The organism is Microcoleus sp. bin48.metabat.b7b8b9.023 (assembly GCF_013299185.1).
In the GTDB taxonomy this organism is placed as follows: Bacteria; Cyanobacteriota; Cyanobacteriia; order Cyanobacteriales; family Microcoleaceae; genus Microcoleus.
The window spans coordinates 1-19,350 of the sequence record NZ_JAAFKG010000089.1 but is presented as its reverse complement, the minus strand read 5'-3'; the positions used below and the strand labels follow the sequence as shown (position 1 = coordinate 19,350).

The 19,350-nt window shown below is 44.9% G+C and carries 20 protein-coding genes and 1 pseudogene; 13 read left to right on the top strand and 8 right to left on the bottom strand.

What is annotated here, in order from left to right; genetic code table 11:
* Together QZW82_RS30515 and folP are read left to right on the top strand one after the other, a co-directional pair.
* The coding region (locus tag QZW82_RS30515; RefSeq protein ID WP_293155774.1) for an IS1 family transposase at window positions 1-187 on the top strand (187 nt) is incomplete at its 5' end.
* 216 nt (window positions 188-403) lie between these two features.
* Window positions 404-1,273, top strand: a complete 870-nt coding sequence (gene folP, locus QZW82_RS30510) for a dihydropteroate synthase (RefSeq protein WP_293157583.1) — start codon at window positions 404-406, stop codon at window positions 1,271-1,273.
* Here folP and QZW82_RS30505 read toward each other — a convergent pair.
* Window positions 1,264-2,109 carry a stomatin-like protein gene (locus QZW82_RS30505; protein WP_293157580.1) on the bottom strand — a complete coding sequence of 282 codons (846 nt, stop codon included), beginning with the start codon at window positions 2,107-2,109 and terminating at the stop codon, window positions 1,264-1,266. The genes folP and QZW82_RS30505 overlap by 10 nt on opposite strands.
* A gap of 186 nt (window positions 2,110-2,295) precedes the next feature.
* On the opposite strand from QZW82_RS30505, the gene QZW82_RS30500 reads away from it, so the two are divergent.
* Complete coding sequence (locus QZW82_RS30500; protein WP_293157577.1) at window positions 2,296-3,063, top strand: tetratricopeptide repeat protein; 768 nt, start codon at window positions 2,296-2,298, stop codon at window positions 3,061-3,063.
* Window positions 3,064-3,288: 225 nt separating this feature from the next.
* Here the strand turns inward: QZW82_RS30500 and aroB are convergent, their stop codons facing one another.
* Entirely contained in the window at window positions 3,289-4,383 is a 1,095-nt protein-coding gene (gene aroB / locus QZW82_RS30495) for a 3-dehydroquinate synthase (protein ID WP_293157574.1), read from the bottom strand.
* Between the two features lie 77 nt (window positions 4,384-4,460).
* On the opposite strand from aroB, the gene QZW82_RS30490 reads away from it, so the two are divergent.
* The 5 genes from QZW82_RS30490 to QZW82_RS30470 all read left to right on the top strand — a co-directional run bounded on the left by QZW82_RS30490 (window position 4,461) and on the right by QZW82_RS30470 (window position 10,594).
* Window positions 4,461-4,562 (top strand): cytochrome b6-f complex subunit PetL, encoded by a 102-nt coding sequence (locus QZW82_RS30490; protein WP_194010188.1) that lies wholly within the window; start codon window positions 4,461-4,463, stop codon window positions 4,560-4,562.
* 189 nt (window positions 4,563-4,751) lie between these two features.
* Window positions 4,752-5,807, top strand: coding sequence for an ABC transporter substrate-binding protein (locus QZW82_RS30485; protein WP_293352606.1), 1,056 nt, complete (start codon window positions 4,752-4,754; stop codon window positions 5,805-5,807).
* Complete coding sequence (locus QZW82_RS30480) at window positions 5,804-8,041, top strand: ATP-binding protein (RefSeq protein ID WP_293157568.1); 2,238 nt, start codon at window positions 5,804-5,806, stop codon at window positions 8,039-8,041. The genes QZW82_RS30485 and QZW82_RS30480 overlap by 4 nt, the downstream gene beginning before the upstream one ends.
* A 661-nt stretch (window positions 8,042-8,702) precedes the next feature.
* A complete protein-coding gene (locus QZW82_RS30475) occupies window positions 8,703-9,974 on the top strand; it encodes a response regulator (RefSeq protein ID WP_293157565.1) in 1,272 nt (423 codons plus the stop codon).
* Window positions 9,975-10,003: 29 nt separating this feature from the next.
* Entirely contained in the window at window positions 10,004-10,594 is a 591-nt protein-coding gene (locus tag QZW82_RS30470) for a chromophore lyase CpcT/CpeT (protein ID WP_293157562.1), read from the top strand.
* On the opposite strand, the gene QZW82_RS30465 is transcribed toward QZW82_RS30470, so the two are convergent.
* Complete coding sequence (locus QZW82_RS30465; RefSeq protein WP_293157559.1) at window positions 10,554-10,766, bottom strand: hypothetical protein; 213 nt, start codon at window positions 10,764-10,766, stop codon at window positions 10,554-10,556. The two genes, QZW82_RS30470 and QZW82_RS30465, sit on opposite strands and share 41 nt — an antisense overlap.
* A gap of 77 nt (window positions 10,767-10,843) precedes the next feature.
* Between QZW82_RS30465 and QZW82_RS30460 the strand changes: the two genes are divergently transcribed.
* Entirely contained in the window at window positions 10,844-12,292 is a 1,449-nt protein-coding gene (locus QZW82_RS30460) for a serine/threonine-protein kinase (RefSeq protein ID WP_293157556.1), read from the top strand.
* Window positions 12,293-12,316: 24 nt separating this feature from the next.
* Here the strand turns inward: QZW82_RS30460 and QZW82_RS30455 are convergent, their stop codons facing one another.
* The 4 genes and pseudogenes from QZW82_RS30455 to QZW82_RS30440 all read right to left on the bottom strand — a co-directional run.
* On the bottom strand, window positions 12,317-14,377 hold the full coding sequence (locus QZW82_RS30455; RefSeq protein ID WP_293157553.1) for a serine protease: 2,061 nt from the start codon (window positions 14,375-14,377) through the stop codon (window positions 12,317-12,319).
* Between the two features lie 260 nt (window positions 14,378-14,637).
* Window positions 14,638-15,426 carry a serine protease gene (locus tag QZW82_RS30450; protein WP_293157550.1) on the bottom strand — a complete coding sequence of 263 codons (789 nt, stop codon included), beginning with the start codon at window positions 15,424-15,426 and terminating at the stop codon, window positions 14,638-14,640.
* Window positions 15,427-15,479: 53 nt separating this feature from the next.
* Complete coding sequence (locus QZW82_RS30445) at window positions 15,480-16,043, bottom strand: COP23 domain-containing protein (protein WP_293157547.1); 564 nt, start codon at window positions 16,041-16,043, stop codon at window positions 15,480-15,482.
* Between the two features lie 132 nt (window positions 16,044-16,175).
* A pseudogene (locus QZW82_RS30440) lies at window positions 16,176-16,541 on the bottom strand (Uma2 family endonuclease); the annotation flags it as partial.
* Window positions 16,542-16,555: 14 nt separating this feature from the next.
* Here QZW82_RS30440 and QZW82_RS32355 point away from each other — a divergent pair.
* The 4 genes from QZW82_RS32355 (at window position 16,556) to QZW82_RS30420 (ending at window position 19,163) form a co-directional block, all read left to right on the top strand.
* Window positions 16,556-16,711 (top strand): CpcT/CpeT family chromophore lyase, encoded by a 156-nt coding sequence (locus tag QZW82_RS32355; RefSeq protein WP_366665111.1) that lies wholly within the window; start codon window positions 16,556-16,558, stop codon window positions 16,709-16,711.
* A 198-nt stretch (window positions 16,712-16,909) separates the two neighbouring features.
* Window positions 16,910-18,061: an NAD-dependent epimerase/dehydratase family protein gene (locus QZW82_RS30430; protein WP_293157544.1), complete on the top strand. Its 1,152-nt coding sequence runs from the start codon at window positions 16,910-16,912 to the stop codon at window positions 18,059-18,061.
* Window positions 18,062-18,321: 260 nt separating this feature from the next.
* Window positions 18,322-18,627 carry a hypothetical protein gene (locus tag QZW82_RS30425; protein ID WP_293157541.1) on the top strand — a complete coding sequence of 102 codons (306 nt, stop codon included), beginning with the start codon at window positions 18,322-18,324 and terminating at the stop codon, window positions 18,625-18,627.
* A gap of 5 nt (window positions 18,628-18,632) precedes the next feature.
* Window positions 18,633-19,163 (top strand): DUF4291 domain-containing protein, encoded by a 531-nt coding sequence (locus QZW82_RS30420; RefSeq protein ID WP_293157538.1) that lies wholly within the window; start codon window positions 18,633-18,635, stop codon window positions 19,161-19,163.
* Between the two features lies 1 nt (window position 19,164).
* Here the strand turns inward: QZW82_RS30420 and QZW82_RS30415 are convergent.
* Window positions 19,165-19,350: IS1 family transposase (locus QZW82_RS30415; protein WP_293155774.1), on the bottom strand; the 186-nt coding region annotated here is incomplete at its 5' end.

Here is a 19,350-nt window from a genome sequence, read left to right as displayed (position 1 = left end):
TATTAGCAAGACTTATATGACCAGAGTAGAAGGGGAAAATACAAGACTAAGGCATTATCTAGCTAGACTACATCGCAAGACTCTTTGTTATTCTAAATGTGAGGAAATGCTCAAGCATTCTATTAAATTATTAATACATTACTTGAAGTTTGACGATATTCCCATTCCTGGAGCATTCATACCTTGATTCAGCAACGCCAGAAAATTATTTCGTAGTATGGAATGGAAGTCGGCTCTGAGGCTGCGGACTGAAGTCCACACTACAAGCCATTTTTGTTCGTAGTGTGGACTTTAGTCCGCAGCATTTTGCGGACTAAAGTCCACACTACGAACCGTTTTTGTTATGCTAATTCACCGGACACAATATCAAACCTAAAATCTAAAATCTAAAATCTCACTCGCCATGACAGATAACCCAGCCAAAATTATTATTAGAAATAAAACTTTCGAGTGGGGAAAGCGCACTTATTTGATGGGCGTTTTGAACGTAACTCCTGACAGTTTTAGCGACGGTGGCGATTTCAATACCATAGAATCAGCTTTAGCGCAAGCTGATTCTATGGTCAAATCGGGGGTAGATATTATTGATATTGGCGGTCAATCTACGCGGCCAGGTGCAGCGGAAATATCCTTAGAAGAAGAGATCGATCGCGTTATACCTGTCGTACAAATGCTGAGGCAAAAAGCAGATATTTTTAGCTCAGTTCCGATTTCTGTCGATACTACCAGAGCGCAGGTTGCTAAAGCTGCGATTGAGGCGGGAGCTGATATTGTCAACGATATTTCGGGAGCAACTTTTGACTCGGAAATGCTGTCAACGGTTGCTCAGTTGCAAGTGCCGATAATTTTGATGCACATTCGAGGAACTCCCCAGACGATGCAAAAACTCACAGATTATCAGGATTTGATTGGGGAAATTCTGGATTTTTTGGATAGTCGAATAGTGGCCGCTATGGCTGCGGGGATTGATAAATCTCAGATAATTATCGACCCCGGTATTGGCTTTGCTAAGACTTACAATCAAAACTTGGAAATTTTGCGCCAGTTGCCAAAATTTCGGGATTTGGACTGTCCTATTTTAGTCGGAGTATCGCGCAAAAGCTTTATCGGTCACATTTTGAATCAGCCAGAAGCCAAACAAAGAATTTGGGGGACAGCGGCGGCTTGTACAAGTGCGATCGCAAATTCGGCAGATATTTTGCGAATTCACGATGTCAGAGAAATACACGATGTTTGTTTGGTTGCCGACGCTATCTTCAGAAATCAATCTTGAGCGGTTGATTGGTCGATTAGTTTGAGTTCTCGCTCTCCACCGTGAGCGTGCGGCTGGATATCCGGCATGGAACCCATCAACTCGTTGAGGGCTTCTGTCATGTTTCTTGGATCCATAAACAGAATTTTGGCGTTGTCGCTTTCGCCTAGTTTTTGTTGAGCGTCTAAGTATTTTTCAGTTACTAAGTAATTCAAAACTTGCTTGCTGTTCGGATGGGAGTCTAAAGCTTCAACTAAGAGCCTCATGTACTCCTTAGTGCCGATCGCCTTATTGACCATTGCTTGCCATTCGCTCTTAGTAGCCCGCTCCAATTCCATAGCTTCTTGCACCCTTTTGGGAGGGGTAATGCTTTGAATTTCTACGCGAATTACTTTGACGCCCCAAGTTTCGGTAGCTTCGTCCAACTTCTTGAGTAACTTTTTATTCATGTCATCTCGGGAACCCAAGATGTCTTGCATGGGCAATCGACCAATTTCAGCGCGAAACGTCGTTAAAACTAAGTTGGCGATCGCATTTTCAATTTGATCGATTCCATAATAAGCTTTCTGCAAATTCACCACACGCCAATACACAACGGCATCGACTTCTAGGGCGACATTATCGCCCGTAATTGCTGATTGAGGTTTAATATCTAAAACTCGTTCGCGGCTGGTGTCTACGCAAACGACTTTTTCGATCAGGGGACTGATAAAGTGGAATCCGGGCTTGAGGGTGCGCTTGTATTGGCCCAAACGTTCGACTAAAGCTTCGTCGCCACCGCTGACTATTTTCACGCTTGAGTTAACAGCGTAGCCGAGGATGAGCGCAAACAGCATGGTGAGAATAGACTGCCCCATTTCTACTTTCCTGCTAAGGTTGACTGAGAATCGATCGGGAATATACTCTAATTTAACTCAAAGTCTGCCCTACAGTGCTAAAATATCTCGACTGTTAATAACAGTATCAATGGTGGACCGCCATGTGTTCGGACTTTGACGAAGCAGTGAAACCCAGGATATCAACAACACATTTCCGCAAAAGACATGAAAAACGATCGAGAGTTTCGCCCTTTCAAACCTTTTACCTGGATTGGCTCAAGCATTGTGGTGGCTGGAATGTACGCATTGGCAGTTGTCCCACCCGTACAAGCTGAATCAACCACGGCGCAAATTGCCCCAAACTTGCAGTCGCAGAACTTGCAGCCACCGCGCCGGGGGCCCGCAGTCCGCGAAGTTCTATCCTACGAGATGAAGGGAGACGAACTTAAGATTTGTAAACAAGAAGGCAACTCCGAGAAAAAGTGCCAAGTTGTAGGCAAAGGTTACACGGTGGGTTTGAGAACTGCCAACGACCTCTACGGTCAAGGAAATATTGTCAATGCCGAAGTTTTGTACCGACAACTAATCGCTCGCTATCCCAAACAAGCCGATGCTTATTATAAGTTGGGAAGTCTGCTGTCTGGGCAGGGTAAAATGAGCGATGCGATCGTCCAATACCAGAAAGCAATTGAAGTCAACCCGCAGCACGCCAAAGCTCACAACGATTTGGGCGTGGCGATGGCAAGTCAAGGAAAGTTGCCCGAGGCGATCGTACTGTGGAGACAAGCTGTTAAAATTAACAGCCAGTATCCCGATGCTTTAAACAATTTAGGAGTCGGTTTATACCAGCAAGGGGCGAAGGAAGACCAAGCAGAGGCCCTAGCCAGTCTCAAAAAAGCTAAGGAGTTATTTATCAAGCAGGGCAGAACTCAAGCAGCTACGAGAGTAGATAAACTTTTGGAGGAAATCAATTCGCAGTCCAGCGGCTCTTAAAATCATATTATGTTGGATATACCTGAAATAAAAAAGGTTTGTAGTGAGGACTTTAGTCCGCATCTTCTAAGGACTACAGTCCTCACTACAAACCAATCTTAATTATGGTCATCCAAGCAGATGTGAGATCGATAGTCGATCGCTCGAACATTAAGATAAAAAATGCTGTGGTGATCGGCATTAATCAGCCTTCAACGGCGGTTAAACACGCCGATAAGCCTCCATCTAAAGCATTTCCTTCAAAACTTGTAAAATTACATCTCCATCCACGCGATCGCTCACAGCGGCCTCACCCAAGCGCACCGGTAGCACAAAGCGCACCTTGCCATCCTGCACCTTCTTATCCAGTTGCAAAGTCTTCAAAATCTCCTCAATATCGACACCTGCGGGCAACTTAGCAGGTAAAGCAGCTTTGGCAATTAAAGCAGATTGGCGGCGATCGCACTCAGCATCCCACATTCCCAACTCCACAGCCAAGCGGCTGGACGCAGCCATCCCAATTGCCACACCTTCGCCGTGATTGATTACCTTGTAATTAGTCAAACTTTCTACAGCATGACCGATCGTGTGACCGTAATTCAAAATCGCCCGCAAACCCGACTCCTTCTCATCCTTGCTTACCACCTCAGCCTTAGCTTGGCAAGACCTGCTCAAAATTTCAGCCAACAAATCCGCCTTCACATAGCGCATTTGATCCAAGCGCTTGCAATTTTCCAACTTCCGGAACAATTCAGCATCCCAAATCACCCCGTACTTAATAACTTCCGCCATCGCCGAACGAAACTCCCGCGCCGGCAGAGTTTTGAGAACATCCGGATCGATCAAAACCAAACGCGGCTGATGAAAAGCCCCAATTAAATTCTTCCCCGAAGGATGATTTACCCCCGTTTTGCCGCCAATAGAAGCATCAACCATCGCCAGCAGCGAAGTCGGAACCTGCACCACATTAATTCCGCGCAGCCAAGTCGCCGCCGCAAAACCCGTCATATCGCCAACCACCCCGCCGCCCAAAGCCACCATTGTCGAGGAACGTTCCAACCGGTTAGCCAAAGCCGCATTGTAAATCTTCTGGATGGAATTTAAAGTTTTGTACTGTTCGCCCGGTGGTAAAATGCAGGTACTGACTTCTAGACCGGCCGATTCGAGGGCTGCGGTTGCTCTTTCGCCGTAGTGCCGAAAAATCGACTGATTTGAGACCAAAAGAACTTTTTTGCCCAAACTTAGATCGCCCATCAGGGTACCGAGCTCGTCTAAGCCGCCAGATCGCACGCAAACATTGTAAGATTGTGGGCCCAAGTCAACTTTAATTATCGATTGCATATTTATCTAATTTAGATTATAGATTTTAGATTATAGTTCTTATAGGTCTTTTTATTGATTATTTTGGAGAAATTGCAATGAGTCTTACCGGAGCTATAGCTTATTTTGGAATTTTCGGTGGCATGGTCGGCTTGGCTACAGTACTGATGTTTGGTCTCCGGGCTGTGAAACTAATCTAGTTTGCTTGCTTTAGATGTCTGAACCAGAGAATTTTATCTCTGGTAAAAGTAACATCGGGTCGATCGCATTTTCGCCAAAAATCTCTAGTTCGATCTGTAGATTGATGTCGTAAGTGCGATCGACCTTATTTAAATAATAAATTTAAAATTTAAATATAATAAATTTAAATCAAACTAGACTTCGCAGTCATGAAAGTTATCTCAATCATCAATATGTTGAGGATTTCCTGGAAGCCAAAATCGAAGTTAAATATCAAGCCAGGTTTCTGTTTATTTGCGATCGCCCTTTGCCTCACCTTTCTTACCAATGCCTGTGGCTTTGGGTTTAACCAATCGCTCAAACCTCTCCGAGTAGGAATTACAAGTTGGGTGGGTTTTGATATCGCATTGTATGCCCAAGCGTCAGGAATCTTCAAGCAGCGAGGGCTAAAGGTTGAATTGATACGATTTGAAAACCAGCAAGATTCCAGTCGGGCAGTGATGCGTGGCTCATTAGATGCAGCATTTACATCTTTCTGGGATGTTATGCAGGTCGATTCTGGCGATAGCAAACCTCTAGTATTAATGACCACAAATATCTCGGCTGGGGCAGACGGAATTGTTGCCCAGCAACGAATTAAATCTGTAGCAAACTTGCAGGCAAAAAAAGTAGGAGCCAAGCTAGGAACCGTCAACCATCTAATTTTACTAGAGGCATTGAAAGTGAATCAAATTAAGCCCTCTAATGTTCAGATTTTGGATTACTCCAATGAAGTATCAGCCCAGAAAATTAAGGAAGGTGAGATCGATGCAGCGATATTATGGGAACCGATGCTGGGGGACACTGCCAAGAGCATTAATGGCAATATAATTTACACAACCAAGCAAGTAGACAGTTTGGTGATTGATACCTTGATGTCGAGTGACAAGATAGCGAAAGCAAAAAAAGCCGAACTAAAGCAATTTATACTGGCATGGTTTGATGTCATGCACGCAGTTGAAACTCAGCCGAAAAAAGTGTTTAACGCAGTTGGAAAACAACTAGGACAAACTGGGGAGGCTTTTGCTAGTAATTATGCTGGGTTAAAAAAAGGTGATATGACTTTAAATCGGCGGATGTTTGGCCCAGAAAATCGGCTCAAATCTGCCAAGGAAGAAATTATTCAATTACTGAAATCGGATCCGCGTCATAATCGAGTAATTCGGCAAGATGTGGAGATCGATAATAGCCTCATTAATGAAGTAATGGCAGAATGGAAACCATGAATCAGCAACCTAGAAAGAACTTATCTCGCCAATTATTATTGGGTTTTAGTATTTCTCTAGCAACTGTTGGCTTAATTACCTTGGGATTCAACTACTTATTGATGCAATCACAATTAGAGAAAGAACTAGAACAACGCGCCCGATCGATTACCCAGGGAGTGGGGTTTTCCACGGAAGGATTAATCGAATTGGGGAATAGGAGCATTGTCAAGCGCGTGGTGCAAAACTATGCTACCTTGCCGACAGTGGTGGAAGTGGCGATCGTCAGTCCCGATGGCCAAACCCTCGCCCGGAGTGGATCGGCACTCAAAAATCCGGCCTATGCTATGATTCATCCAGAATTAGAGCAAATATTAGAGCGATCGGCCGAAACAGGTTTAGAAACAAGTTTCAGAACCAACATAGATGGTGAGTCAGCTTTAGTCGCTATTTTGCCCTTTAGCAGTACCATCTTTAGTCAGGGAAATCGGCGCGGGTTGGCGATCGCAATTCTTGATGCCGAAGAAGTACAAAAACAAGTATCAGAAACTTTCTATACTTCTACCGTCACCCTCCTGATTGGGATTACTGCAATTTTGGGGCTGATGACAATATTAATTCAGCGAATTGTCTTACAGCCACTCCATAAATTGAACACAGCAATCACCGACAGGAATGAGGTTGACAACTTTGTAATACCCAGTGGATTGCCGAATAATGAAATCCTATTTTTGGCCCAGACAATTCAATCCGCAGCTACACGAGTAGAAGCATATCAAAAAGAACTGAGACTCCAAGCCCAAGATTTAAAAACAGCTATCGAAGAATTGCAACAAGCTAAAGAAATTGCCGAAACTGCCAACCGTACCAAAAGCGAATTTCTGGCTAATATGAACCACGAACTCCGAACGCCACTCAATGGCATTTTAGGTTATGCCCAAATCCTCCAACACGATCGCGCAACTACTCCCAAACAGATGAAAGGATTAGGAGTAATTCACCAGTGTGGTTCCCATTTACTCACTCTGATTAATGATATTTTGGATTTGTCAAAGTTGGAAGTACACAAGATGGAACTTTATCCCCAAGATTTCCATCTAGAAAAATTCCTATCCTCCACTGTGGATATGTGCCGGATCAAGGCAGAACAAAAAGGCGTGGATTTTCGCTATCAGCCGGCTAGCAACCTGCCCATTGCAGTCCATGCTGATGACAAACGACTGCGACAAGTGTTGTTGAATTTGCTCAGTAATGCCATCAATTTTACCGATGTTGGCAGTGTCAGTTTCCGAGTTGAACCTGTAGGAGAATCAATCGAATCCGGTGCAGCCCAAAGAATTCGATTCAAGATTAAAGATACTGGTATTGGCATTGTTTCGGAAAAATTATCGAAGATTTTTTTACCTTTCGAGCAAGCTGGAAAAGGCGATCGCAACAGCGAAGGAACTGGCTTGGGGCTTGCCATCGGCCAACAAATTATCCTGAAAATGGGTAGCGAAATTCATGTCGAGAGTGTGCTGGGTGAGGGTAGTAGCTTCTGGTTTGAGGTAGATTTGTTGCCAGCATCGGATTGGATGACAGAAGATGCGATCGCCGATCGCAAAGTCATTGGCTATCAGGGTAAAAGACGCAAAATTCTGGTGATTGACGATCGCCCTGAAAATCGCCTCGTCATCATAAATATGCTGGAACCCCTAGGCTTCCAAGTGGCAGAAGCTGACAACGGACAAACGGGCTTAGACATGGCTATTCAGATACTACCAGACTCGATCGTTACCGATGTACAGATGCCGATTATGGATGGCTTAGAAATGACTCGTCGCCTGCGACAACTGCCAAACTTTGCGACTACGCCAATTATTGCTTCTCCAGCCACCCTGTCTCAGGTGGATATAAAGGAAAGTCTGGATGCTGGTTGCAATAGTTTTTTTCCGAAGCCGATCGAGTTTACTGGATTGTTGAACCAATTACAGCAACACCTGGAATTGCAGTGGATTTATGAAGAAATGAAACCAGATGCCATGCAAATTGCTGAGAATAAGGCCCATGAGGTTAAAATGGTAATGCCACCAGCCGAAGAACTGACAGCCCTCTATACCGCCGCCCAGGGTGGTTTTATGAGTGATATTCACCAGGAAGCCGATCGACTAAAAAAATTGGCACCCGAATATATAGTCTTTGCGAACCGAGTGTTAGAACTAAGTCAAAATTTTGATGAGGAAGCCATTATTCGCCTAATTGAACCACTATTATAGATATTAAGATGATTTTACCACAGAGAACACAGAGAGCGCAGAGAGGGGAGGGATGAAAGGTTTTTTTTACGACATCCAAAACCCTCACAACACTCTTCCCTCTGCGTCCTCTGTGTCCTCTGCGGTTCAAAACTCTTCTCTTAATAGAGTGTACAAAGATGTGAAATAGATATTAAGAGGATTTTACCACAGAGAACACAGAGAGTGCAGAGAGGGGAGGGATCAAAGGTGTTTTTACGACATCCAAAACCCTCACAACACTCTTCCCTCTGCGCCCTCTGCGCCCTCTGCGGTTCAAAACTCTTCTCTTAATAGAGTGTACAAAGATGTGAAATAGATATTAAGAGGATTTTACCACAGAGAACACAGAGAGCGCAGAGAGGGGAGGGATCAAAGGTTTTTTTTACGACATCCAAAACCCTCACAACACTCTTCCCTCTGCGTCCTCTGCGCCCTCTGCGGTTCAAAACTCTTCTCTTAATGGAGTGTACAAAGATGTGAAATAGATATTAAGATGATTTTACCACAGAGAACACAGAGAGCGCAGAGAGGGGAGGGATGAAAGGTTTTTTTTACGACATCCAAAACCCTCACAACACTCTTCCCTCTGCGTCCTCTGTGTCCTCTGCGGTTCAAAATTTTCATATATTGGAGTTGTTCAATGTCCGTCAATCCTATGTCCGCAGAAAAAACTATTTTAGTTGTAGACGATACTCCCAGCAATCTGCAAGTATTATTTGATGTATTGAGCGAACAGGACTACCGAGTCGCCATCGCCAAAAATGGTGAAACTGCCCTGCAACGAGTGCGATCGTCTCAGCCAGATTTGATTTTACTCGATGTCATGATGCCCGGTATCGATGGATTTGAAACCTGTAAACGACTCAAGTCCAATCCGGACACTCACAATATTCCTATCATTTTTATGACAGCCCTTTCCGACTCAGTAGATAAGATTAAGGGGCTAAGTTTGGGTGCAGTGGACTACATCACCAAGCCGATTCAGTGTGAAGAAGTATTAGCCAGAATTCAGGTGCATTTACAACTACGAAATGCCACGCGCCTGATGGAAGAACGTACCAAGGAACTCAACGAAGCATTAGAAAGTCTCCAACAAGCCAAAACTCATTTAGTGCAAGGCGAAAAAATGTCTGCCCTCGGTCACTTGATGGCGGGAGTCGCCCACGAAATTAATAATCCAGTGAATTTTATTCATGCTAATCTAAGCCCCATTAAAGAATATACTGAATATTTGTTAGACTTTGTGCAACTTTACCAGAAACATTATCCCAATCCAGTAGTAGAAATCCAGACACGGGCAGAAGAAATTGATTTAAATTTTTTGCAATCAGATTTGGTTAAAATACTCAATTCGATGAAAATAGGTACGGATCGCATTCGCGAATTGGTGCTTTCTCTCCGCAATTTCTCCCGCTTGGATGAAGGCTACTGCAAAGCGGTTGATATTCATGTAGGTATTGACAGCACTCTGTTGATTTTGCAACACCGTCTAAAAGGTGGACAAAATTGTCCTGAAATTCAAGTCATCAAAAATTATGGGCAGTTACCACAAGTCGAATGTTATCCTAGTCAACTGAACCAGGTATTCATGAATATTCTGAGTAATGCGATCGATGCTTTGGAATCATCGGGTGTCAGCAATAACCAACAACCTAGGATTACGATTCGTACTTTTATTAGTAGTGATGATGCGATCGCCATTAGCATTGCTGATAATGGTGTCGGTATCCCAGAATCGATTATTTGTCAACTATTTGATGCGTTTTTCACCACCAAACCTCTTGGACAAGGTACTGGTTTGGGGCTCTCAATCAGTCATCAGATTATTACTGAAAAACATGGTGGTAAGATTGAGTGTTCTTCGATTATGGGGCAGGGTACGGAGTTTGTTGTAAAAATTCCAGTAAAATAACTTCTACTCCGCTTCTCAAAACCATCGATATGTCCCATTCCACCGATATCATTACCCTCGCCCGCTGGATGGCCTCCGACTTCAGCAACCAAGCCCAAGCCTTTGAAAATCCGCCATTCTTCGCCCACATCCGCGTCTGTATGAGACCCCTACCTGTGGAACTTCTGGGCGGGATGAGCTTGTACCTAGAACAAGCCTATGATATTGAACTGCACTTGCCGTACCGAGTGCGAGTTTTAAAATTAGTCCCGATGGGCGATCGCATTGATATCGAAAATTATGCGATCGTCAACGAAGAGCAATTTTACGGGGCCTCGCGCGATCGGCAAAAACTCGAACAACTCAACAAAGCCGAATTTAAACTAATGCCCGGTTGCACCTTCATTACGCACTGGACGGGCAGCAGCTTCAAAGGTCGCGTCGAACCCGGAAAAGGCTGTATGGTGGTGAGAAAGGGCAAAAACACCTATCTAGACAGCGAATTCGAGATCGATGGAGACAAATTCACCAGTCACGATCGCGGACGGGACCCAGAAACCGACGCCCACGTCTGGGGAGCCCTCGCCGGCCCCTTTGAATTCACCCGCCGGGCCAGCTTTGCCGATGAAATTCAGGTTTAGTAGAAAAAACTGAGTTGGGATTTGGGAAATACTGAATTATTTTAGCAGTTTCCTCGTCGCAAAATTTGCTGGCGAGGATCAATCCGAAATCGATACCAGCAGTTAAATCACCTCCTGTAATGCGATCGCGATCGCCAAAAACTCTTTCGCATCCAACTTCTACCCCCAACATTACTCGACAGCTCAGATTACTTACGGTACAGTTAGATCTAATAAAGTGGTAAAAAGTCCTTTATCAACGCGAATATCATGGTTGGACAAACAATTTTTGGGAAGTACGAAATTACCCAACACCTCAAAGATACTAATTTTTGCGAGATTTATCTGGCAAAGGATCTGGGCTTACCTAAGAAAGATTTGCGCGTGGTTAAATGCCTCAAGCAATCGCCAGCCCCTCCGTTTACTTGGCAGCAGGGAAAAGATTGCTTGGATGCAGAAGCTAAAATTCTCAACTGCTTAAAGCACGATCGCATCCCGCAACTATTTCAAAACAGTGAAGAAAGTTCTCAATTCTATTTGGTTCAAGACTATATTGAAGGTCACGATTTAAGTGAAGAACTCAAACCGCATCAACGGTTGAGTGAAAATCGGGCGATTCACCTGTTGCAGGAAATTTTAGAAATTGTCAGCTTTATTCACCAAAAAAATATCATTCACTGCGATATTAATCCGTCGAATTTAATTAGGTGCACTTCAAGCTCAAAATTGGTGTTGATTGATTTTGGTTCTGCCAAACAAATCGGAACTTCGGAGACTAATTCTGCTAATCGGGTGCAAGCAAGTATTCCTGAGTATGCACCTGCGGAACAAAAGGCTGGAAATCCCCAGTTTAGCAGCGATATCTATGCGGTGGGGATAATCGCGATGCAGGGGCTGACGGGGGTAGCTGCTAAAGACTTTCCTAGAGATCCGAATACGTCGAAAATTCTATGGACTGAGGAGACAAAACCGAGTCCTAAACTGCAAGAAATTATCGAAAAAATGGTGCATCCAAATTTTAGGGAACGCTATCAGTCGGCGGAGGATGTTTTGGCGGCACTTACAAAGTTAAGTGTTTCTCACCGCACTCAATCCAAGTCGTTTATAAAAGCGGCGATGGCTGGCGATGCAACTGCGGTGGCACAGCTTGTGACAGGGGTAGCGTTCGGATTGCTAGCATTAGTTTTCGGCTTGCCCAGTTTTATTACAGGGGTTCAACAAATGTTCAATCCGCCTGCGGTAACTGTGAATTCTGACGATTTTAAGACTTATGCAAATTCTCAGTATAAGTTTACTATTAAACACCCGAAAGACTGGAAGCCGCAAGAAATTGGTATTAATGGAGAGGTGGTTAAGTTCGTGCATCAGCCTTCTCAAGCTAATGTGTTGATTAGCGTGAAAGCTTTATCTGATTGGCTGTCATTAGAAGAATATACAAAGCAGTCTATTACTGCTATTGAAAATGAGTTTTTAGATGAGAAAAAGCAGGTTAAGAAGTATAAGATAGAGGAGAAAAACAGAAATGCGAGTTTGGCTAAAAATCCTGCTTTTAAAGTGATTTATACGGGCAAAGATGCGAGCAATAACAGTTTGAAAATGATGGAAGTTTGGAACTTGAAAGATAAGAGAGCTTATATTATTACTTACGAGGCACCAGCGGCGAAGTATGATGAATTGAGCAAAATAGTTGACGAAATGGTTGATTCATTTGCCAATTAATTTGAGGAGTAAAATAATTGACTGCTATTGCCGAAGTTCTCTGATTCTGTCCTGTGAATTTTTGTACCACTCGCTGTTTCCCTGTTGTTTGTAAAGGTCGGCGGCTTTTTGAAAATCATCAATTGCCCTTGATTTGTCTCCCAGGCTTGATCGGGCAATCCCTCGATTGTAGTAGGCAATAGCATAGTTAGGATTGAGGCGAATCGCTTCGTTGAAATCGCCGATCGCACCTTGTTTATCTCCTAAGTTCGATCGAACTCCACCCCGATTGTTGTAGGCAATAGCATCGTTAGGATTGAGGCGAATCGCTTGATTGAAATCGCCGATCGCACCTTGTTGGTCTCCTAAGCCCAATCGAACTACACCCCGATTGTAGTAGGCAATAGCATAGTTAGGATTGAGGCGAATCGCTTGATTGAAATCGCCGATCGCACCTTGTTGGTCTCCTAAGCCCAATCGAACTACACCCCGATTGTAGTAGGCAATAGCATAGTTAGGATTGAGGCGAATCGCTTGATTGAAATCGCCGATCGCACCTTGTTTGTCTCCTAAGTTCGATCGAACTCCACCCCGATTGTTGTAGGTAATAGCATCGTTAGGATTGAGGCGAATCGCTTCGTTGAAATCGCCGATCGCACCTTGTTTGTCTCCTAAGTTCGATCGAACTCCACCCCGATTGTTGTAGGCTTCAGCAGAGTTAGGATTGAGGCGAATCGCTTCATTAAAATCGCCGATCGCACCTTGTTTGTCTCCTAAGTCCGAGCGGGCATTACCCCGACCGACGTAGGCTTCAGCAGAGTTAGGATTGAGGCGAATAGCTTCGTTTAAATCGGCGATCGCACCTTGAGAGTCTCCTAATCCCGATCGGGCTAAACCCCTACCGACGTAGGCATTAGCATATTTAGGATTGAGGCGAATAGCTTCATTGAAATCGCCGATCGCACCTTGTTTGTCTTCCAGGCCATAGCGGACAAGACCCCGAATACCGTAGGTATTAGCAAAGTTAGGATTGAGGCGAATAGCTTCGTTTAAATCGGCGATCGCACCTTGAGAGTCTCCTAATCCCGATCGGGCTAAACCCCGAGCGACGTAGGCAATAGCATCGTTAGGATTGAGGCGAATAGCTTCATTGAAATCGCCGATCGCACCTTGTTTGTCTTCCAGGCCATAGCGGACAAGACCCCGATTGTTGTAGGCAGCAGAACTGTTAGGATTAATCCGTATAACTTGGTTATAGTTCTCGATCGCAGCCTGCTTATTCCCCACATCGTATTGAGCTTTAGCGATTAGTAAGTAAATATCAGGACTGTCGGGACAACTCTGCAAAGCTCTTTGATAATCCCTAATCGCACTTTCATAATCTCCTTTCTCAGCATTCTTCCCTCCCAAACTCAAGAAATCTTCAGGCCGCGTATTGTCCGCAGAACTATCCTGTAGCTGCCGCAAATTGCGCTGATTTGCCAAAAAACTATTAATCGGAATTCCCAACCTCAAACCGCTGCAAGAACGGCCGTTAATCCCCACTATGCGACCGATTCGATCGAGCACCGGGCCGCCGCTCATGCCGGGGATAACTTCGCTGTTGTAGACCATTGTATAGCCGTTGTCTCCAGCAGGTTGATAGCGCTGAAACTCCCCCGGACTAAACCGATAGTCGCGCTGTTCTCTTCCAGGTTGAGGCATGGGAAAACCGGAGGCGTAAACATTGGCTCCTCCGGTTAATCCGTCAGAATTTCCGAACTCGGCAACGCGATATATTTTATTGCTTTGAAACTGGATTAATGCTAAATCGAATCCGGGTAATTCTTGCATTTTATAAACCGGATAGCGACTGCCGTCAGAGGTTACTATTTCATAGCGGTCTGGATATCTGACTACGTGATGGTTTGTCAGTACAAAATAAGTATTATCTTTGCGGTCAATAATTACTCCCGAACCGCCACCACCGCCGTCAATGCGAACGGTAATTTCTCTGCCAATTGCTTCTACTTGCTGCGGCGACAACTGCGCGACGGCAAATTGAGGCTGCACGACGGTAATTGTTGCCCCGATTAAGGCTGCTGGCAATCTGTGGGAGAAATTCATGGTTTTATTTCAATATTATGTCGGCTTTAAATTCAAAGGCGATGTTACGCAGTTGTTTGTTTGATTATTAGATATAGATTCACACTAACCCACTGATCCGCCGGGGGTTGCAAACCCCCGTCTCATAGCGAAAGTCCTCTCAAAGAGGACTGAAAGACACATTTTTTACAATTATTTTAATGTTTTTCCCAGTCGGTTTCAACCGACTTATGCTATGAGACGGGGATTTAAATCCCCGGCGGATCTACGAACAAATCGATCTATTCGATCGTTAAATGATTGAGATTTGCTAGGGGCGATCGCACTAAGTTTACCAAAGTTTCGGCAGGAATTCCCCAACTGTAGCGCCGCATCTGTTCCAGCAGAGACGCACTAGGCTGGGAACCGTCTTGAAAAACGTAAGCTGTATCCAAAATCGGCTCCGCGTGCATTCCGTTAATTGCCACAACTTCACCGCGTCGATTCAGCAGTGGCCCCCCACTCATCCCTTTTTCTAAATCGTTAGTATATCCAATCCGATATCCCCTCTGCAAAGGCTTGTCCAACACCAAGGAAACTCGACCTGTTTTAAACACAAATCCCTGCTTTTCGGAGACAGAAATCGCAGTTTGAGATGTTGCTTCTGCATAGGGAAATCCAGCCGCAAATACTGGCTCTCCAATTGCAGGCGCGGAGCCGAAAGCTGCGACAGCATAATCAGTATTGTCGCTGCGAAACTGCAATAAAGCTAAATCGTTGCCCTTGAGAGAATTAGTCAGAATTTTAACTGCCGGATGTATCTTACCGTCCGGCGTTTCTACACTGTAGGGCGGGTTGCCTCCTAGCAGTACGTGGTCGTTCGTAACTACTGTATAAACATTGCCTTGTTTGCCGATCGAAATTCCCGATCCCAACGCATCTTTCCCTCTAATTTTAACCGCGATCGACCTTGCCAATTGTTCGAGTTCTTTAACAGATTTTTGAGACGGATGCCCTGCAATTAAAAAGCTGACATCCGGCGCTGATGCGGGTACGGGAATCACGAAACCGCCCAAACAGGCAATCAACATCAGAATTTGCCTCCATTGGAATTTGCTGTGGAAGTTGCTGCGGAACACGGGAGTTATCTCAAGATTCCGGGCGGTGCTTCATCTTCTTCCGCCAGCAATTTGTTAATATCGAAGTAAGCTTCACCATTAATGTAAGTCATTGGATCGCCGCCGGTGAGTTCGAGGGGCACTCCGGTTGATCCCTTTAAAGAGAGTATCAACCGCTCTAAAGTCTTTTGTAAGTTGGTTCCCGATTTGAGAGTAACCAACAATCCGTCATCCCGACACTTACCTCGATCGTCCGTAATGCACAATACGGGTTGACCGCGCCACGTTTTAGCACTTATATAATAGAGGACTTTGTTGTCATAAAACCGCTGCAATCTTTGAGAAATCTCCTCGCAGCGCTGCTGGGGGTTCCAAGGTTGAGGAAAAGAGTTATCAGTCCAGCGAATCAAGGGAAAATTTCTGTTTCTGCCGCGCACGAGAGTAGCGGGTTCGCCGTTGCTGGTGCCGCAAAAAAATGTATTTTTTGGTGTAAGTTGAGCGGAGGTGGATTGAGGCAGGATTGCCACTAATCCTAACGAAACAGCGAACCCAGTCAGCAAGGAGACAAAGGATTGAGGTTTGAGGATCATAGCAAGTTGTCTGAGATCAAGAATTTAGAGCGAGGCTCCTGCACTTCCGCTGCCGGCGAGGCTGGGGCTTCTGGGAATAGCTGATTCTAAGTTAGAAAATTTTATACTTGAAGATGATATCACAAAACTTCTTTACCCGCCATTAAAAATTTGCTGTGCTGTTAAACTTAACTCAGGAAATACCGCCGACTCAATGCTTTCATTTCCCCGAAATAACTTAATCTGATACTCACCATCTACTAACTGACAAACCGACAAAGTAGGCTGTTTTGGAGAATCGATATAACGAGTACCTCCCAAACCCAAATAATCGACAATCCAGTATTCAGCAATCCCTAAAGCTTCATAATCGCTCATCTTGTGAGCGTAATCATCGCGCCAATTTGTACTGACAACTTCAATAACTAACTTCACAAAATCTCCCCGAGTAATAACTGATTCTCGTTCCCTACGAGACTCATTGGCTTCTACAGCTTTTTTATCTAACACAATTACATCTGCCGTAGTGCCCCTTGAGCAAGCACTGGACGGGCAGCAGCTTCAAAGGTCGCGAGACACCAGGAAAAGGCTGTATGGTGTCCAGAAATGGCAAAAACACCTGTCTAGATAGCGAATTCGAGATCGATCGAGACAAATTCACCAGTCACGATCGCCGACGCCACCGGTGAAAGCCACGCCCACGTCTGGGGAACCCAGGCCGGCCCCTTGGAATTCACCCGCTGGGCTAGCTTCGCCGACGAAATTCAGGTTTGACACAAAAAAATCGAGTGGGGATTTGGGAAATCACCAGCTTGATTAAAGGTTCAGAATGCACCAATACCTGGTACATTAACCCAGTATTGGCAAGCAAGATTCACCGTTGATTTATGAAAGTCCTGGTTATTGGTGGCGATGGCTATTGCGGTTGGGCAACCGCACTCTACCTTTCTAACAAAGGTCACGAAGTTGGCATCCTCGACAGCTTCGTGCGGCGGCACTGGGATCTGGAACTGTGCAGCGACACCCTCACTCCCATTGCACCGATTCAGCAACGACTCCAGCGATGGCAAGATTTAACGGGCAAGTCCATCGACTTGTTCGTCGGTGACATCACCAACTACGATTTTCTCAGCAAAAGTATGAGAAAATTTGCACCAGAGGCGATCGTCCATTTCGGCGAACAGCGATCGGCACCATTTTCGATGATCGATCGCGAACACGCAGTCCTCACCCAAGTCAATAATGTCGTCGGGACACTAAATCTGCTGTACGCCATTCGCGAAGATTTCCCCGACTGTCACCTAGTCAAATTAGGGACAATGGGCGAATACGGCACCCCGAATATTGACATTGAAGAAGGCTATCTGACGATCGAACACAACGGGCGCAAAGATACACTACCCTATCCCAAACAACCGGGCAGTTTCTACCACCTGTCAAAAGTCCACGACTCCCACAACATCCATTTTGCTTGCAAAATCTGGGGTTTGAGAGCCACCGACTTAAATCAGGGCGTCGTCTACGGCGTGCTCACAGAAGAAACTGGCATGGACGAACTGTTAATCAACCGTTTGGACTACGACGGAGTATTCGGTACAGCATTAAACAGATTTTGCATCCAAGCTGCGATCGGGCATCCTTTGACAGTTTATGGAACTGGCGGACAAACCCGCACCTTCCTGGACATTCGGGATACCGTAAGATGCGTCGAATTGGCGATCGCCAACCCCGCCGAAGCCGGACAATTCCGAGTCTTCAACCAATTCACCGAACAATTCAGCGTCGGCGACTTAGCCTCATTGGTGCAAAAAGCAGGCACGGCAATGGGATTAAAAGTAGAAATCAACAACCTCGAAAATCCCAGAGTCGAGAAAGAAGAACATTATTTCAATGCCAAAAACACCAGTTTGTTAGGCCTCGGCTTGCAGCCGCACTACCTCTCAGATTCCCTGCTCGATTCTCTGCTGAATTTTGCCACAAAATATCAGCACCGCGTCGATAAAAACCAGATTTTGCCGAAGGTTTCTTGGCGGCGGTAAACAGTTGACAGTTGACAGTGGACAGTAGACAACGATTGTCCGATGTCTGTTTTTGCGCTGTTAAAACCTGGCATCAAACCGGGCAAATTTTTTATTAATAAGCCACGAAGGGCGTGAAGGAAAAGTAGAGAAGAGAAAGGTTAGCAAGTTTTGAAGTGGGTTCGGATTCCATGCCAGAAAATTATGTATTTTTCTCTCTCTTGTTTTCCTCTCTCTGCGTCCTCTGCGTCCTCTGCGGTTAAAATAAAAAAATAAATACCGTGAAAAATCGAATTCTCATCTTGTTGCTTTTAGTTGTTCTGCCGGGATTTTCTGCAAGTGCAGTTTGTGCTTATTATTTAGTACCGGAATGGGCTGCACTAACGGCGAGTTATCAAAATTACCGCCGAGTTAGCGAATCGCCTTCGGCTGCGGAAAAGGAAATCTTAATTGCCAAAACAGCACAGGAAATTCACAGAATTAACTGCTTTGCTGAAGGTGTCGGATTTCTTTTAGGTGGAATAATTGTATCAATTGGCATTCAGGGAATTTGCATTTTGCCCCAGAAAACTCTCGATCGTAATTAGTTGCGATGAAGCTGCTGACAGAACCCTACTTAAACCAAGCGAGCAAATGGCCGAAAACAGGCCGTCACATTCTGGCGCAATTTGACGAAAATACTGTTGTAGTGTACCAAGCTTACCGTCCGGCGATCGGTCACTTTGCAGCGGAACGCGGTTATTTCGGCGGCGAGTTCAGCTTGAATCGCATGAGTTGGATTAAGCCAAACTTTCTCTGGATGATGTATCGTTCGGAATGGGGAACAAAACCCGGACAAGAAGTAATTTTGGCTATTTGGCTAAAACGTTCCGCCTTTGATGAAATTTTAGCATCTGCCGTTCATTCTAATTTCGTTTCAGAAGTATACGGAAGCGAAAAACAATGGAAACAAGCTGTTAAAAATTCTTTGGTACGGCTGCAATGGGATCCAGACCACCATCCCAGTGGCGCGAAACTGGAACGGCGGGCAATTCAACTCGGCTTGCGCGGCAGTTGTTTGGCCAGTTATGCCCTAGAATGGATTGTTAACATTGAGGATATTTCAGAATTTGGGCGTTGCTGAATCAAGGTATGAATGCTCCAGGAATGGGAATATCGTCAAACTTCAAGTAATGTATTAATAATTTAATAGAATGCTTGAGCATTTCCTCACATTTAGAATAACAAAGAGTCTTGCGATGTAGTCTAGCTAGATAATGCCTTAGTCTTGTATTTTCCCCTTCTACTCTGGTCATATAAGTCTTGCTAAT